We start from the raw sequence: 15,581 nt of genomic DNA, 5'->3' as shown, positions 1-15,581 counted from the left end.
ACCGCAACGGCGGCCAAATCCCGGTCCGCGTGCGGGCGTCGGCGCTACTCGTCGGCCTCCATCCCGGCCAGGGGCACGGCCAGCTCGCACAGCACGCCGTCGGGCGGGTAGGTCAGGCGGACCTCGCCGCCGATCGCCCCGGCGAGGCCGCGCTCGATCAGGCGGCTGCCGAACCCCATCCGGGTCGGGTGCGCGACCCGCGGCCCACCGCTCTCGGCCCAGCGCAGCCGGACCATCGGCTCGCGGCCCTCCGGGTCGATCGACCAGTCCACCACCACGAAGCCCGCGGGCGTCGAGAGGGCGCCGTACTTGGCGGCGTTCGTCGCCAGCTCGTGGATCATCAGCGACAGCGACAGGGCGGCCTTGGAGCCGACCTGAACGTGCGGCCCGAACAGCCGCAGGCGGCCCGCCTGGGCATCGTCGTGGATCGTCAGCGCTCCGTGGACGACCTTCTCCAGGCTGGCGCTCTCGCGGGTGCCGTCGAGCAGGATGTCGTGGGCCTTGCCGAGCGCGATCAGCCGGTTGGCGAGGGCGTCGCGGGCGGCTTCGAGGTCGGTGGCGTTGCGCATGGTCTGCATCGCGATGGCCTGCACCATCGCCAGCGTGTTCTTCATGCGGTGGCTGAGCTCGCGGTTGAGCACCGCCTGCTGCTCCTCGGCCCGCAGGCGGCCGATGCCGACCTGGACCCGGTCCGCGACGTTGCGGGCGAAGGCGATCTCCTCCGGCAGCCAGTCGCGCGGCGCGGCGGCGTGGACGAAGAACAGCCCCACCGTGCGCCCGCGCTCCCGCACCGGCACGTCGAGCATCGCGCCGATGGCGAGCGCCGCGAACGGAGCCGCGAACGCGGCGGTGCGCGGATCGTCCGCGACCGCGCGGACGACGAGGGCGTCGCCGCGCTCGATCGAGGCGCCCAGCCGGCCGAAATCGGCGAAGCGATGGGTCCCGGCGAGGCTGCCGGCGCCGGACGCGGTCCAGTCCTCGAGGACGGTGACCTGCGCCCCGCTGGCGTCGATCTCGCCGTAGCCGGCCCGGCTCGCATCGAGCGTCCGCCCGACGATCTCCGCCGCCTTGGCGGTCATCGCCGCCACCGAGGCCACGTCGCGCAGGTGGTCGCCGAGCTCGATCAGGGCCGCCCGGCGGATCGAGGCGGCGCGGGTCAGGCGCTCCTCCGCCCGCAGGCGGACCAGCTGGCGCCGCTCGCGCATCAGGATCATGATCTGCCGCGCGAGCCGCCGCAGCGCGTCCGCCTGCTCCTCGGTGAGGCCGTCGGGCCGGGGCACGTTGTCGATCACGCAGAGGCTGCCCAGCGCCCTGCCGCTCGTCGTGCGCAGCGGCGCCCCGGCATAGAAGCGAATCCGCGGATCGCCGGTCACCAGCGGGTTGTCGCGGGTGCGCGGGTCCAGCGTCAGGTCGGGGATGACGAGGAGATCGGGCTCGCCGAGCGCGTACTTGCAGACCGACGCGTTCAAGTCGGTCTCGCAGCGCGGGAAGCCGACGCGGGCCTTGAACCACTGCCGGTCGGCGGCGACGAGGCTGACCAGGGCCACGGGGGCGAGGCAGATCGTGCGGGCGATCTGCACCGCGTCGTCGAAGGCTTCCTCGGGTGCCGTGTCGAGGACGGCGAACGCTTCCAACTCGGCCAGTCGATCGGGATCGGAAGTCTCGGGCGACATGCCAGCCCCGGGTTGGAGATCCATCGCGCCGGATCGGCGGTCGGCGTTGCGCGTTGTAGGGCCCCGCTCGACGTCTGTCATGCCTGGAGCATCGTCCGTGATCCAGGGATCACGGACGATGCTCCATCGCGCTGAGAGCGCGCGTTTTCTTCACGCGAGCCGGGATCCGCCTCGCTTGAAGACGCTCCGGCGCCATTCCCGCGGGCCGCAGCCGAGGACGCGGGGGCTGCGCGACGCAAAAAGGGCGGGCATCGCTGCCCGCCCTTCGACCCCGACCCCGGGAAGCCCGGATCAGAGGTTCTTGAGGATCTGGTCGACGACCTTCTTGGCGTCGCCGAACAGCATCATCGTGTTGTCGCGGAAGAACACCTCGTTCTCGACGCCGGCGTAGCCCGAGCCCATGCCGCGCTTGATGAACAGAACGGTCTTGGCCCGCTCCACGTCGAGGATCGGCATGCCGTAGATCGGCGAGGTCTTGTCGGTCTTGGCGGCCGGGTTGGTGACGTCGTTGGCGCCGATCACGAAGGCCACGTCGGCCTGCGGGAACTCGCCGTTGATGTCCTCCAGCTCGAACACCTCGTCGTAGGGGACGTTGGCTTCGGCGAGCAGCACGTTCATGTGACCGGGCATGCGGCCGGCGACGGGATGGATGGCGTACTTCACGTCGACGCCCTCCTTCTTGAGCAGGTCGGCCATCTCGCGGAGCGAGTGCTGGGCCTGCGCCACCGCCATGCCGTAGCCCGGCACGATGATGACCCGCTCGGCGTTCTTCATGATGTAGGCCGCGTCGTCCGACGAGCCCTGCTTGACCGGCCGGGTCTCGACCTCGCCGCCGCCGGCCGCAGCCGCGTCGCCGCCGAAGCCGCCTAGGATCACCGAGATGAACGAGCGGTTCATCGCGTGGCACATGATGTAGGACAGGATCGCGCCCGAGGAGCCGACCAGCGCGCCGGTGATGATCAGCGCGAGGTTGCCGAGCGTGAAGCCGATGCCGGCCGCGGCCCAGCCCGAGTACGAGTTCAGCATCGAGACGACGACGGGCATGTCGGCGCCGCCGATCGGGATGATGAGCAGGCCGCCGAGCGCGAACGACAGCAGCACGATCAGCCAGAACACGACCTTGCTCTCGCCGCCGATGAACACCGCGATCAGCACGACCAGCGCCACCGCGAGGCCGATGTTGATGAGGTGGCGGCTCGGCAGCATGATCGGCTTGCCGGACATGCGTCCGTCGAGCTTGGCGAAGGCGATGACCGAGCCGGTGAAGGTGATCGCGCCGATCGCCGCGCCGAGCGCCATCTCGAACAGCGACTCCTTGTGGATGTGGCCGTTCTCGAGGATGCCCACCGCCTGCGGCGCGTAGAGGGTCGCCGCCGCGCCCGCGACGGCGGCGAGGCCGACGAGCGAGTGGAAGGCCGCCACGAGCTGCGGCATCGCCGTCATCGGCACGCGCTTGGCGATGACCGCACCCGCGCCGCCGCCGATGGCGAGCCCGAGGAAGACGAGGAGCCAGGCGGCCGCGCCGGCCGGCGGATGGCCGACCAGGGTGGTGAGCACGGCGAGCGCCATGCCGATCATGCCGTAGAGGTTGCCCTGCCGCGACGTCGTCGGGTGCGAGAGCCCCCGCAGCGCCATGATGAACAGGACGCCAGAGACGATGTAGAGAAGGGCGGAGACGTTCTGGGACATGTCTCAGGCCTTCTTCTTGTACATGGCGAGCATGCGCTGGGTCACCAGGAAGCCGCCGAAGATGTTCACGCTCGCCAGCACGATGCCGATGAACCCGAAGGCGCGGGCCCAGCCGGTGCCCTTCTCGATCAGGGGCACGCCGGCGGCCAGGATCGCGCCGACGATGATCACCGACGAGATCGCGTTGGTGACTGACATCAGCGGCGTGTGCAGCGCCGGGGTCACCGACCACACCACGTAGTAGCCGACGAAGATCGCGAGCACGAAGATCGCGAGCTGGAACACGGTGGCGTCGACCGCGCCGTGGGTCACGGCGCTGAGACCGTGGCTGACGCCGTCGGCGATGGCCTGGGCCTGGTCGGCGGCGTTGCGCGCGGCGGCGGCGGCCGAGCGCGCGGTGTCGGCGAGGACGCGGGTCTGGTCGACCGCCTGATCGGGGGGGATGTTGGCCATCGTTATGCTCCTCGCGACCGGCCTACGCCGCGCCCGTTGCCTGTGTGCTGGGTGACTGCGACACCCCGGTCTTCGACAGCCCGACCGAGGCCTGCTCGGATTGCGGCGCGTCCTGCGGGCGGTCGGCGACCGCCGCGTCGGCCTTCGGCTGGAAGGACGGGTGCACGACGGCGCCGTCGTGGGTCAGGTTCGTGGCCTTGACGAGCTCGTCGTCCCACTTGATCGCCAGAGCCTTCGACTCCTTGTCGACCAGGGTCTCGACGAAGGCGTAGAGGTTGCGCGCGTAGAGCGCCGAGGCGCTCGCCGCGAGGCGGCCGGCGACATTGAGGTGGCCGACGATCTTCACGCCGCGATCGTTGACCACGACCTCGCCGGGCTTAGCGCCCTCGACGTTGCCGCCGCGCTCGACCGCGAGGTCGACCAGCACCGAGCCGGGCTTCATCGAGGCGACCATCGCCGCCGAGACGAGCTTCGGCGCCGGGCGCCCGGGGATCAGCGCCGTGGTGATGACGATGTCCTGCTTGGCGATGTGGGTCGCGACCAGCTCGGCCTGTTTCTTCTGGTACTCGGCCGACATCTCCTTGGCGTAGCCGCCCTTGGTCTCGGCCTGCTTGAACTCGTCGTCCTCGACGGCGACGAACTTCGCGCCGAGCGACTCGACCTGCTCCTTGGTGGCGGGGCGCACGTCGGTGGCGGTGACGACCGCGCCCATGCGGCGCGCCGTGGCGATCGCCTGGAGCCCGGCGACGCCGACGCCCATCACGAACACGCGGGCGGCGGGCACGGTGCCGGCCGCCGTCATCATCATCGGCATGGCGCGGCCGTACTCGGAGGCACCGTCGACCACCGAACGGTAGCCGGCGAGGTTGGCCTGGCTCGAGAGCACGTCCATCACCTGCGCACGGGTGATGCGCGGCATCAGCTCCATGGCGAAGCCGTCGACGCCGGCCTCGGCCATCGCCTGCAGCTCGGCCTCGCGGCCGTAGGGGTCCATGATCGCGACGACCACGGCGCCCCGCTTCAGGAGCTTCAGCTCCTCGGCGGCGGGGCGGCGGACCTTGAGGATCAGGTCGGCGTCGCGGGCGGCCTCCTCGGCCGAGGCCGCGACCGAGGCGCCGACGGCCTCGTACTCGGAATCCGGCATGCCGGCCTTCAGCCCAGCGCCCGACTGCACGGTCACGTCCGCGCCGAGCGCCAGGAACTTCTTGACCGTCTCGGGCACCGCCGCGACCCGCGGTTCCGCGGAATCGGTCTCCGACAGGACAGCGATGCGCATTCAGGATTTCCCCTCGATGGACCGCTCCCGAATGCGCGAAATGGAACGGCTTTTCGAGGCGGGTTGAACGGACGGACTGACGGAAGCGTTACGATTGTAATGGCAGGCCCGGGCGCGGGGCGCGGACCGTCCCGGCCTCAGGGAGAGGACGAGCGTTCAGGCGAAGGCGAGGTAGAGCGCCATCAGGATGGCCACGACGCAAGGCGCGCGCCAGCCGATGTTCGGAGCGAAGGCGCCGAGCGCGCCGGCCGCACTCGACAGGACGACGCCGAGGATCGCCGTGAGCCAAGCCTCGCGGATGCCGCCGACCGCCAGCGCGAGCACCCAGCAGATCACCACCCCGGTGGCGATCTCGACGAAGCGGACGAATCCCCGATAGGTCTGCTCGTGCGTCTTCGCGTCCATCGCGGGGCTGTAGGCCACCCCGGAAACGCCCTTCGTATCGGCCATCGTGCGCTCGTCCTCGACGCTACCACTCTCGATGGGTGCGGGTTTAGCCCAAGCTTATTGCTGCCGCAATCGGCCGCAACCGGCATCGCACGGCTTCGCTTGGGCCTCAATTCACTTGCGCACAAAACACCCGCCGAACACGCGATCGTGAGCAGGCGAAGACCGCCTCCGCGGCCCGCCGCCCCGGTCAGGCCGGCAGGGCCAGCCCCACCGCGCCGAGCGCCTCGGCCTGCCGCGCGGCGAGGGCGTCGAGGCTGAAGCGCTCGATCTCGGCCTCGAACAGGCGGTGGTAGTTCAGTTCGGACTTGAGGTGCAGGAACACCGCGCCCAGGCCGACGGCGGCCCGGTCCATGAACACGAATTCCTGCGGCACCGTCACCGGGCCCCGCGCCTTGAGGGCTTGGTGCACCTCGAAGGCCTGGCGCCGGCCGTATTCGCCCGGCTTCACCCCGTCGGCGACGGTGCGGGTGCGGTCCTCCAGCAGCGGCCCGTAGATGAACCGCGCCCAGATGTTGAGGATCTCGATCTTCTCCTTGTCGAGGTCCTTGAAGCCCCAGACCTCGTAGGCGTGGACGATCCGGGCCATGTCGTCGGTGAGGAGGCCGCGGTAGAGGTCGACCACGCCGCCGACGAAGCGCGGATGGAAGATCCGCACGCAGCCGTAATCGAGCAGGTTGATGCCCTGCGGCTCCCGGTCCCCCGCGCCGCCCTCCGAGAACACGGTGTAGTTGCCGAGATGCGGGTCGCCATGGATCACCGCGGCGCGGCTGAACGGGTGCCACCACGCCTTGAACATCGCCTGGGCGATGCGGTTGCGGATCTCGACCGGCGACTCGGTGAAGCTCAGGATGCGCTCGCCGTCGAGCCAGCCGAGCGTGAGCAGGCGCTTGGTCGAAAGGTCCTCGTGGATCGCCGGCACGCGCACCTGCGCGATGTCCTTGAGCACGGCGCCGTAGAGCGCGCCGTGCTTGGCCTCGCGGGCGTAGTCGAGCTCCTCGCGCACCCGGGCGCCGATCTCCTTGGCGATCTCGCGGGTGTCGAGCCAGGAATTCATCCGCCGGTGCAGGGCGAAGGCGACCTCGAGCTGCTTCAGGTCGGCTTCCACGGCCGACTGCATGTCCGGGTACTGCAGCTTGCAGGCGAGCGCCGTGCCGTCGAGCGCGGTGGCGCGATGGACCTGGCCGAGCGAGGCGGCGGCGGCGGGCTTCAGGTCGAAGCGCTCGAACCGCGCCTGCCAGCCGACGCCGAGCTCGGCCTGCATCCGGCGCTTGACGAAGGCCGCGCCCATCGGCGGCGCATCCGATTGCAGCTTCTGCAGCTCGGCCGCGTATTCGGGCGGCAGCAGGTCGGGCACGGTGGCGAGCAGCTGCGCCACCTTCATGATCGGGCCCTTGAGGCCGCCGAGCGCCTGGGCGAGCGCCGCCGCGTTGGTGGTGCCCTCCTTGCCGAACAGGCGTGCGCCCGCCATCCGCGCGGCGACGCCGCCGACATTGGCGCCGACGCGGGCGTAGCGGCTGGCGCGGGCGGAAAAGCGGTTGGCTTCCGGATCGGTCTCTGACATCGGCTGGGTCTGCACCTCTCCCCGACCGCGGAGCGCGATCCGACCGTGTCGGACCGGGCGCTCCGGATCTTGCTTCGACGTGCTTGCCCTCGACGAACCGGACGCCGGACCCTCGGGACGCGCACGACGGACCGGCGCGTCCGGACGCGTCCGCGGATCGCGGCATCCGGGAACGATCGTTCCGTGAGGCTGCAGATAAGCTCTTCGTCGCCTCCCGCCAGGGCGCTGGGTCCCTGGGTCGCGGCACCCTCCGCCGGCTGTCGCCGCGCCGGCCCGCCGGGCCGGCAGGGCGCTCCTCCACGGCGCGAATGTTGCCGCCCGGCCACAATCCCGAGCGATCGGGATTTCCATTCGTTTCCAGCTTGAGTCACGGAAACGTGAGGCTCATACGTTACTGAGTTCAAGAACGATGCGCATCGACAAGACATCGTGAATGCCCGAAGGAATGCGTCGATCGCATTCTTCGGAAAGAACACGCACTTTCGGGTGCCGCCATCGGCCGTAGTTCTTCACTCGAATACGGTGACATTCATGCCCTTGACCTTTCGTCCGCGCGCGCTCGGCGTCGCAGGCCTGACCTATGCCCTGTGCGCGACGGTTTCCCCGGCGGCTCTGGCGCAGTCGGCCGGCTACCAGGATCCCGGTCGCGTCGGCGACCCGGCAAGCTGGCGCACCCCGGAATACCTCGCCGATTACGGCAAGGCCTCGATGAACGCCGACCAAGCCTATGCCCGCGGCATCACCGGCAGGGGCGTCCTGGTCGGCTCGGTGGATTCGGGGTTCCTCGGGACGCATCCGGAATTCGCCGGCCGCGCTCGGGCGATCACCAACACCGGCAGCTATTCCTCGAGCAGCTTCCGCTACGACAGCGGCACGACGCGCTCGGACTTCTTCACCGCCGGCCAGCCCTATTCGGTGCCCGGCACCTGGGTGCGCGGCGTCAACGACGACCACGGCACCCACGTCGACGGCACCATCGTCGCCAACCGCGACGGCACCGGCACCCACGGCGTCGCCTTCGGCGCCCAGCTGATCGCGACCAACACCAACGGCACCGACTCGTCGATCTACGGCCCGAACGCGGACTACGCCTACTTCAAGGGCGCCTACGGCAACCTCGTCGCGCAGGGCGCACGGCTGATCAACAGCAGTTGGGGCAGCCCGCCGCCGCGCGACAACTACAACACGCTGGCCGGCCTCACGGCCGCCTACGCCCCCTTCACGCGCCAGCTCAGCTGGCTCAACGCCATCGCGGATGCGGGCCGCGCCGGCGTGATCCAGGTCGTCGCCGCCGGCAACGCCGGGGTCAACAACCCGACCATCCGCGCGGCGCTGCCCTACTTCCAGCCGGACCTCGAGAAGGACTGGATCGCCGCGTCGGGCCTGAATGCCGCCGACCAGACCCAGTTCAACCGCTGCGGCGTCGCCAAGTACTGGTGCATCGCCGCGCCCGGCCGCAGCATCACCTCGACGGTGGTCAACCTGACGACCGGCGAGGCCGGCTACGGGGTGAAGAGCGGCACCTCGATGTCGGCCCCGCACGTCTCCGGCGCCCTGGCACTGGTGATGGAGCGCTACGCCTACATGACCAACGAGCAGGCGCGCGACGTGCTGCTGACCACCGCCACCCATCTCGGGACCGGCCCCGCCGACGTGCCGAACGAGGTCTTCGGCTGGGGCAAGATCGACCTCGGCCGCGCGATGAACGGCCCGGGCCAGTTCCTCGGCCGCTTCGACGCCAACCTCGGCGCCGGCGTCGCCGACACCTGGTCGAACAACATCTCCGACGCGGCCCTGCGCCAGCGCTTCGTCGAGGACAGCGCCGAGCACGCGGCCTGGGAGCAGACGAAGGCGGCGCGCGGCTGGACGAACGGGCTGCCCGCGACGGCGACGCCCGACGAGCAGGCCGAGTACGGATGGCGGGTCGCCCGCGACCAAGCCTTTCTCGCGCGCACCTACCAGGGCGGCCTGACGAAGTCCGGCGGCGGCGTGCTCGAGCTGACCGGGGCCAGCACCTATACCGGCACCACCGAGGTGAACGGCGGCCTCCTCGCGGTCAACGGCTCCATCACCTCGACGGCCAACGTCAACGCGGGCGGCACCCTCGGCGGCGGCGGCAGCGTCGGCGCCCTCAACGTCCGCGGCGGCGGAACGGTCGCGCCGGGCAACAGCATCGGGACGCTGACGGTCGCCGGCAACGCGACCTTCGCGGCCGGCTCGCTCTACGCCGTCGAGGTCGCGCCGGGCGGGCGCAGCGACCGGATCGCGGCGGCCGGCACGGCGCAGATCGCCGGCGGCACCGTCTCGGTGTCGCTGGAGAACGCCGCCGCGCCACTCAGCGCGGCCGAAGCCCGGAGCCTTCTCGGGCAGCGCTACACCATCCTGACCGCGGCCGGCGGCGTCGCCGGGCGCTTCGACCTCGCGACCCCGAGCTACACCTTCATCGGGACCGACCTCGCCTACGGCGCCAACGCCGTCGACCTCTCGGTGTCGCGCAACGCGACGACCTTCGCCTCGGTCGGCACGACGCGCAACCAGTCCGCGGTCGGTGCCGGCATCGAAGGCCTCGGCGCCGGCAACCGCCTCTACGAGACCATCCTCATGACCACCAACCCGGAGGCGGCGCGCAGCGCCTTCGGGTCGCTGGCCGGCGACATCCACGCGAGCACGGTCTCGGCCGAGTTCGAGACCGCGTTCTTCGTCCGCGAGGCGATCCTCGACCGGATGCGCTGGGGCTCCACCCCCGGGGCGCCCGAGAGCCTGAACTACGGCACCCTGCCCGCCACCTACACGGCGGACCTGCCGGGCCGCCGCGTCGCGCCGTCGCCGGTGCCGATGCAGGTGATCGATCCGCGGGTCGCCGGGTTCTGGGGCCAGGGCTTCGGCGCCTTCGGGCAGGCGCGGACCGACGGCAACGCCGCCGGGCTCAACCGCCAGACCTCGGGCTTCGTGCTCGGCGGCGACGTGCGCCTCGAGAACGGCATCCGGGTCGGCGTGGCCGGCGGCTACACCACGACCAGCCTCGACACGGCCGGCCGCCTGCAATCGGCGACGATCGAGAGCGGCTTCGGCGGCGTCTACGGCGGGTACGAGCTCGGCCCGGTCTCGCTGCGGCTGGGCGCGGTCTACGCCGACAATTCGGCGCTCACGCGCCGCACCGCTCTGTTCGCCGGGCTGACCGACACGCCGAGCGCCCGCACCGGGGGCTCGACGATCCAGGGTTTCGGCGAGATCGGCTACCGGATCTTCCTCGGCGAGGGCCGCTCGGCGCTGGTCTCGAAGGATCCCGTCGCGCCGGCGGTCCAGGCGCTCAGCTACATCGAGCCGTTCGTCGGGGGCGCCTACGTCTCGATCGGGCGCGACCGCTTCGTGGAGACCGGGGGCCTCGCGGCGCTCACGAGCTTGGCCCGCGATTACGACCTCGGGGCGGCCACCGCCGGCGTCCGGGCGCAGACGAGCCTCGACCTCGGGTTCGGAACGCCGGTCTCGGCCCATGGCCTGATCGGCTACCGCCGCGCCTTCGGCGACGTCGTGCCCAAGGCGCTGCTCGCCTTCGGTACCGGACCGAGCTTCCTGACCGCCGGCATCCCGATCGACCGCGACGCCCTCGTCGCCGAGGCCGGGCTCGACCTGCGGGTCTCGGCCAACGCCACGATCGGCATCGCCTATACCGGGCAGGTCGGGTCCCGCGCCGAGGACCATGCGGCGAAGGGCAACTTCACCTATCGCTTCTGATACGCCGCCCGGGCCCGGCCGACGATCCACGGCCGGGCCCCGCCGCGACGCAAGGGACGCCTCGGCCGGCGGCGCGTGCGGAGTCGGGTCACGGCGCTCGCGCAGGCGGCCGACGGAGCCGAGCGTTGCCCTCGGGTGTTGAGACGTTGCCGCGACGCCGAGGGAGGGTCGTCGGCCATGGATCCGCCGATGACCTACGCACGCGTCGCCTTCGCCCTGATCCTCTGCGCCGGCCCCTGTCTCGCCGCGCCGTCCCCGGCCGAGGAGGAGGCCGAGATGGTCCAGGGGATGGTGCGCATCGTCGGGGCGCAGGCCGGCATCACGCTGTACTGCCGGAAGACCTACACGATCGACGACACGGTGTCGGACGGGCTGCTCCGGACGGTTCGTCCCACCCTCGACAAGGCGATCGGCCACCGGCAGGCGCAGGCTGCGATCGACGAGGAAGGGCAGCGCCTCGCTCGGGAGATCGCGGAGGTCGGCGCCGAGCGCTGGTGCGCCGACCAGCGCGACATCCTCAACACCGACGGGGTCCGCGTCTTTTTGGACTGAGCGCCCGCCGTGGATCGGCCTCATTAACCGATCACCGGCATCCTACGATCCATCGTAAGGGTTCCAGCGTGCCGAAGATCCCCACCGTCGCCGTAGCCGGATTGTGGTCCGCGATCACCGTGGCGGCGCTCGGCGTCGTTGCGATGGATCAGGCGCAATCGATGCGCCGCGCCGAGGCCATCACCGCGCCGGCCGCCATCGCGGTCGATCCCGCGACCACGGCCGCGATCATCCTCACCGACGCGACCGGCAACCGATACCGGAAGCGGGTCGACTGAGAGCCGCTAGCTCGGCTGCTCCTCGGTCTGCGCGATCGCGGCCGCGTCGTCCATCGGCGGCGTCGGGCCGAGGTCGGGCATCGGATCGCCGGTCGGCTCCTGGGGGCCCGGCGACGGGTCTCCGATCGGCGCCGGATCGTCGCCCGGTCGCGGGGTGTCGGCGTCGCTCATCGTCTCGCTCCCAGGATGTGTCGGCGGGCAAAGCGGCGAGCAGCGCGCGCGTTCCCTGCTCCCTCGCCAAGCTCTGCTCACTCGCCAAGTTCCATTCCGTCGTCGAGTGCTCCGCCGACGGAGGCGCCCCGGGGCAACCGTCGGGATCGCCGACCGCCACCGGAACCACGAGGCCGGTCGGCCACCCGGCTATCGACGGGAGGGATCGACGCTCGGCTGTCGCCGGTGGACCTTGCGAGAGCCATCGGGTCGGACCGCGTAGGCATTCCCGCTGCGGATCGCCTCATCCACGTTGCGCGGGCCGGCGATGCCCTCGGTGCCCCCGGGTGCCGTCGCCGGGAGCTGCCCGCCCGGCGGCGTCGGGGCCGCGCCCGAGAGCGCGAGGGCGGCGCCGCTCCAGGCGAGGGCCGCAGCCGTCACGCCGAGCGCCCACGCCTTGCTGTTCCGTTTCGGCATCGCGCCCTCCGTTCCTCGTCGCGGCAACGGACCAATCGCGGCACGCAGGGCACTGTTCCGGCCAGCCGCGATTGGTCCGGCAACGAGCGATGTGCGGGCTTCGACGAACGGGGAGTCGACGATGAGTCGCGCGTCGCGGCCGGCGGGCGGAGCGGATCGCGACGGGGACCGCGTCGCATCCCGTGCCTTGACGAAGCGCCGTCAAACGTAGTCAAAGACGCCCCTGACGCGCCAGAACCCTCAAGTCTGTCAAGGGTTTCGGAATGCCCGCCGGTGTAGCACAGCGGTAGTGCAGCGGTTTTGTAAACCGAAGGTCGGGAGTTCGATCCTCTCCACCGGCACCAGCCTTTCGCCTTTCTGCGCAAGACGTTATGGTTCGACAAGGACTTAGGGACTGCCGACTCTCACACAGCGGTCACGCACAGCGGTCTCACACAGGGCGCTTCGCATGGCCCGTCCCTGGAAGGATCCGAAGACCGGGACCGATCACCTGCGGCAGCGTCCACCGCGGGATCTCGCTGCGCGCGTGAAGGGGACGCGGGTCATGCTCCATATCGGCGCCCGACCGGTCCTCGTGACGGTCGGTGCCGATGCCAACCGCAAGCAGGTTCTGGCCTTCAGCCCGTTCCCGTACGAGTACCGCAACCGGGTCGAGCGCTTCTTCGGCAAGATCAAGCACGCCCGCGCCGTCGCCACGCGCTACGACACGGATCCCGACAACTCCCTCGCCAGCGTCAAACGCGCTGCCGTCCGGGTCAGGCTGCGAGCTTTATGAGTCCGCGACCGAGTGGGGGAGGCTTGGGACCTCGGCCCAGCGAGAGCCTCCGTGTGGACATCCTCCACACGAAGGCATCGATCCACGATGCGCGACCGAACTTCCGACGGGGACCATACGTGCAGGGACGGGGCCATGATCGACCATCCTGGCGCGCAGGCGGACCGGAACGGGGCCGTCTGCTGAACGATGCCGCGCTCGCCGTCGGGCCCGTCCTCACCCCCGTGAGGTCCGGGGACGCCCCCCCTCGGACCGGGGAGATGTCAGGCTGCGTGGCGGAACGCGTGCGTGGCCTGGCTCGGATCGGCGGTCAGCGTCGTGTTCGCCGTCGACGTGGCGGTCGTCAGGTTGGTAATGCCGGCCGAGCTCCCACCGAAGGCCGCCATCGCTGAAACGAGTTGCGACACCTGCGTCGCAATGTGGCTCGACCAGTAACTTGCCCGTCATCATCCCTATAAATGAGGAACCCGTGGCTCGCGACACCGACGCCATCAGTAGAAGATACGCCAGAGCTCGTTGCCGGCTTGAAAAACAACTCGATCGTCGCCATCGTTGTTCTCCTAGAATGCGCCTGTATAAACCAGATATGTTCCAGAATTTATCAACTTTGAATATTGTGGATCAGAATATAAAAACCAAATATCAATAGTTCGTCTAGTGAAAACCTATGACTGTAGGATTTGAGTGTAAGACCGGAGATACCTCCAAAGAGCTGGTAGACCGGTGAATATCCGAGGTATTCCGATACTGTCGGACCTCTTTTTAATCCGAGCCGCTTATCGATATAGTTTTCGTACTCCTTATCGGTTAGGCCGGATCTTACATTTGCGAAATAGTGCGATAGATCGACATCGTAAAGTTCGATTTTTTTGCTCTTGTCATCAGAAATTTGCTCGATTGCCTTATCGAACATTGCATCTCTTGTTTTGTCTTCGGTAGATCTGACTGTCCCCACGAACAACCCGATCAGCCCGTAAAAGTTATATACAACAGTAAATAGAATTACTATCGCTATAGAACTCAGAATGAATCCTTGATTAAACTTTTTGATGATGCTCATCTTCTCGCGCCTGTCTAAAACATCAGCGATCAGCATTCACGGCGCAGTGAGGTTTGTCCCTCATGCCCGCCTCCGCGAGATGCTTCGCGATCGGATCGAACAGGACCGCGGTCGCAGGCCGTTGACCTGTTCCGGTATCCGTCTGGGCCGCCGTTCCGGGATGCAATGGCATGGTGTGCGCTGCGACGTTCACGCCCTCCCGTCCGGGCCCACCGCGATCCGGTAGCTGCCATCCTCGGCGCTCAACCGGAGCCCGGCTTCGGGAGACCTGGAATGCAGGCACACCGGGATCGAAAGGCGTTCCGGGCTCCGGATCGCCGGGCTCGTAAGGCGCGCAGGTGTCGTTCGGATCGTAGGCTCTTGCGGCCCTCGTTCCTCCACTGAGAATGTCGACATTGCCGTTCCCATAAAGATAAACCCGTGAGGTACCGGCCCCTGCATGGCTGCGATATATGACATTGCCTAATTCTCCTGCCTATTCCTCATCTTTGCATTGGTGTGTAAATTGCCCCTCCCCCACGACGGAGAAGTACATCTTTGTGATGCCCGCGATACTGCCGTCCTCAAATGAAAGTTGACTTAGTACATATCTTGCTTGATGCCGATCAGACCATATGGGCTTGATCTCAAGAATGCGAATTTGACCATCAGAGTTTTTGAATCTGACCTCGCTTCCCTGACATTTGTCATACAATGCAGAGCCGATGAAATCTTCTGATGAATGATCCGGCTGATCGAATGGTATAATGTATCTGCGACCTTCGGCTTCGGTGCTGAATATATGAATCTTATAGCTGTGATTATTGTAGATTTCTTTGACATATGTGTCGATGACGATATCGAAAGTCTCGGAATTGTGCGTCGCTCTCAAATGCTTTGTCTCTTTTAATTCGACGTATTCCTTTTCAAATGTTTCCGGAGTGATCGATTCGTGCCGGGTTGCGTCATCTGCCCTCACCTCTGCGCGGCCCGGTGTTGCACTGGCAGAAATCAAGTAAAGACATAGATATATCGCGCCGCGCCGTCTTCTCGCGTTCAGGCGTGACGAATGCTTACTGCTCATGCTTGCTCTCCGCCATATGTCGCGCACCCGGTTGTGAGGAAATGGCAAGGCTCGTCGCCTGCCGCATGAAACGTGAGCTGGGGCGGCGGTACCGGAGCCCGACGGCATCGCTCTACGCTAAGCCGCTTCAGCGCACCGCTCGCGCCATCAGAGTATAGAGTTCTGCTGGATCGATGCGTCTTATTATTATGGCCCAACGTCCATCCGTTTCTTGGAACCCGGATCAAGCCAGCAGCCGATGAGTGACGCTTCCCATCGTTCCATCGATTCACGCCTCCATGCCTGTGTGCGCTGCCCCCTATTCGTGCGAAGGAAGACAACCTGAGTTCGACGACGGCGAACGCGGCCAAGCCGAGGATCAGCACGTCGAGCGTGATCGGACCTCGTCG

14 protein-coding genes, 1 tRNA gene and 1 pseudogene are annotated in these 15,581 nt (G+C 68.3%); 5 read left to right on the top strand and 11 right to left on the bottom strand.

The window, feature by feature from the left end; genetic code table 11:
- Positions 1 to 44 precede the first annotated feature (44 nt).
- The 6 genes from MKK68_RS23205 to MKK68_RS23180 form a co-directional block, all read right to left on the bottom strand.
- Positions 45 to 1,697: a sensor histidine kinase gene (locus MKK68_RS23205; protein WP_243950900.1), complete on the bottom strand. Its 1,653-nt coding sequence runs from the start codon at positions 1,695 to 1,697 to the stop codon at positions 45 to 47.
- 267 nt (positions 1,698 to 1,964) lie between these two features.
- Positions 1,965 to 3,362: an NAD(P)(+) transhydrogenase (Re/Si-specific) subunit beta gene (locus MKK68_RS23200; RefSeq protein WP_147726549.1), complete on the bottom strand. Its 1,398-nt coding sequence runs from the start codon at positions 3,360 to 3,362 to the stop codon at positions 1,965 to 1,967.
- A gap of 3 nt (positions 3,363 to 3,365) precedes the next feature.
- Positions 3,366 to 3,815 (bottom strand): NAD(P) transhydrogenase subunit alpha, encoded by a 450-nt coding sequence (locus MKK68_RS23195; protein ID WP_244033048.1) that lies wholly within the window; start codon positions 3,813 to 3,815, stop codon positions 3,366 to 3,368.
- Positions 3,816 to 3,837: 22 nt separating this feature from the next.
- A complete protein-coding gene (locus MKK68_RS23190; protein ID WP_147726545.1) occupies positions 3,838 to 5,091 on the bottom strand; it encodes a Re/Si-specific NAD(P)(+) transhydrogenase subunit alpha in 1,254 nt (417 codons plus the stop codon).
- Between the two features lie 156 nt (positions 5,092 to 5,247).
- Positions 5,248 to 5,541, bottom strand: coding sequence for an aa3-type cytochrome c oxidase subunit IV (locus MKK68_RS23185; protein ID WP_147726543.1), 294 nt, complete (start codon positions 5,539 to 5,541; stop codon positions 5,248 to 5,250).
- A 187-nt stretch (positions 5,542 to 5,728) separates the two neighbouring features.
- Positions 5,729 to 7,102: an ABC1 kinase family protein gene (locus MKK68_RS23180; RefSeq protein WP_147726542.1), complete on the bottom strand. Its 1,374-nt coding sequence runs from the start codon at positions 7,100 to 7,102 to the stop codon at positions 5,729 to 5,731.
- Positions 7,103 to 7,633: 531 nt separating this feature from the next.
- On the opposite strand from MKK68_RS23180, the gene MKK68_RS29595 reads away from it, so the two are divergent.
- The 3 genes from MKK68_RS29595 (at position 7,634) to MKK68_RS23155 (ending at position 11,667) form a co-directional block, all read left to right on the top strand.
- A complete protein-coding gene (locus tag MKK68_RS29595; protein ID WP_279605474.1) occupies positions 7,634 to 10,837 on the top strand; it encodes an autotransporter serine protease in 3,204 nt (1,067 codons plus the stop codon).
- Between the two features lie 189 nt (positions 10,838 to 11,026).
- Positions 11,027 to 11,389 carry a hypothetical protein gene (locus tag MKK68_RS23160; protein WP_147726540.1) on the top strand — a complete coding sequence of 121 codons (363 nt, stop codon included), beginning with the start codon at positions 11,027 to 11,029 and terminating at the stop codon, positions 11,387 to 11,389.
- A 68-nt stretch (positions 11,390 to 11,457) separates the two neighbouring features.
- Positions 11,458 to 11,667 carry a hypothetical protein gene (locus MKK68_RS23155; RefSeq protein WP_244033047.1) on the top strand — a complete coding sequence of 70 codons (210 nt, stop codon included), beginning with the start codon at positions 11,458 to 11,460 and terminating at the stop codon, positions 11,665 to 11,667.
- 6 nt (positions 11,668 to 11,673) lie between these two features.
- Here the strand turns inward: MKK68_RS23155 and MKK68_RS23150 are convergent, their stop codons facing one another.
- On the bottom strand, positions 11,674 to 11,838 hold the full coding sequence (locus MKK68_RS23150; RefSeq protein ID WP_187274755.1) for a hypothetical protein: 165 nt from the start codon (positions 11,836 to 11,838) through the stop codon (positions 11,674 to 11,676).
- Between the two features lie 189 nt (positions 11,839 to 12,027).
- Positions 12,028 to 12,294, bottom strand: a complete 267-nt coding sequence (locus MKK68_RS23145) for a hypothetical protein (protein ID WP_147858906.1) — start codon at positions 12,292 to 12,294, stop codon at positions 12,028 to 12,030.
- A gap of 269 nt (positions 12,295 to 12,563) precedes the next feature.
- Between MKK68_RS23145 and MKK68_RS23140 the strand changes: the two genes are divergently transcribed.
- Positions 12,564 to 12,638: transfer RNA gene (locus tag MKK68_RS23140), tRNA-Thr, on the top strand.
- 251 nt (positions 12,639 to 12,889) lie between these two features.
- Positions 12,890 to 13,069 (top strand): annotated as a pseudogene (locus tag MKK68_RS23135) (IS5/IS1182 family transposase); the annotation flags it as partial.
- 263 nt (positions 13,070 to 13,332) lie between these two features.
- Here the strand turns inward: MKK68_RS23135 and MKK68_RS23130 are convergent.
- From MKK68_RS23130 to MKK68_RS23120, 3 genes are all read right to left on the bottom strand, one after another.
- Entirely contained in the window at positions 13,333 to 13,476 is a 144-nt protein-coding gene (locus MKK68_RS23130; RefSeq protein ID WP_244033046.1) for a hypothetical protein, read from the bottom strand.
- A 194-nt stretch (positions 13,477 to 13,670) separates the two neighbouring features.
- Positions 13,671 to 14,165 (bottom strand): hypothetical protein, encoded by a 495-nt coding sequence (locus MKK68_RS23125; RefSeq protein WP_244033045.1) that lies wholly within the window; start codon positions 14,163 to 14,165, stop codon positions 13,671 to 13,673.
- 439 nt (positions 14,166 to 14,604) lie between these two features.
- Complete coding sequence (locus tag MKK68_RS23120; protein WP_244033044.1) at positions 14,605 to 15,192, bottom strand: hypothetical protein; 588 nt, start codon at positions 15,190 to 15,192, stop codon at positions 14,605 to 14,607.
- Positions 15,193 to 15,581 lie beyond the last annotated feature (389 nt).

The organism is Methylobacterium sp. E-016 (genome assembly GCF_022829745.1).
In the GTDB taxonomy this organism is placed as follows: domain Bacteria; phylum Pseudomonadota; class Alphaproteobacteria; order Rhizobiales; family Beijerinckiaceae; genus Methylobacterium.
This window is presented reverse-complemented; position numbering and strand designations above follow the sequence as displayed.